We start from the raw sequence: 661 nt of genomic DNA on the forward strand, positions 1-661 counted from the left end.
TCCATTGTGGTAGAGCATGAAAGGACATTGACCTTTCCTGCTTTAAACTTGGCTTCGTAGGACTGAAGAGTCGAAGCCGGCAGCTGAGCAGAATGCTCAACCGCTCGATAAAATGCCGCACCCTCAACCACTTTATCAGAAACATCCGTCCACAAGTTCTCCTTCCTTAAAGCACTCACGCGGGCGCTAGAGGCCAACCATTCCCGAGTATGCGCGAGCCGTTCTTCACGACTCGAAAACTTTGATTCGTCGACCTCATAAATATCGATTTCCACGGGTCTTGAGATGAACTCAGTTTCCCGGAAGTTATAAGGTAGATAAGGGGTAACTCCTTTCAAAGTCACGTCAAGTATCCGGTGGGTGACTGGGCATATCCACCCCTTATCCAAGGTACCAAAAGCTACTTCGGCTCTATCTAGCTGAAAGCTACTTGTGCCAACAGCCGGCTTTAATATTTTGCACTCAGATGTCAGAACGGTCCAAGCTGCCTGTAAAACTCGGTTAACGCGATCTTTAGTCACACTATCCTCTACATTTACGCCAGAGGCCGCTTCAATCATTCTTACAAGTCGGTTGTTCCGTTTTCCATATACTTGAGGCCACTTTTTCAGCCTCGCAGTAGTTTTCTCGCTGGAGTCGAACTTAAGCAAGCTTTTCGGAT

At 47.5% G+C, this 661-nt stretch carries 1 protein-coding gene; it reads right to left on the reverse strand.

Annotated elements, in window-relative coordinates; translation table 11 throughout:
* The coding region (locus A3751_RS20195) for a hypothetical protein (protein WP_197466559.1) at positions 1-521 on the reverse strand (521 nt) is incomplete at its 3' end.
* Positions 522-661: the final 140 nt, after the last annotated feature.

This window comes from Oleiphilus sp. HI0080, from assembly GCF_001635135.1.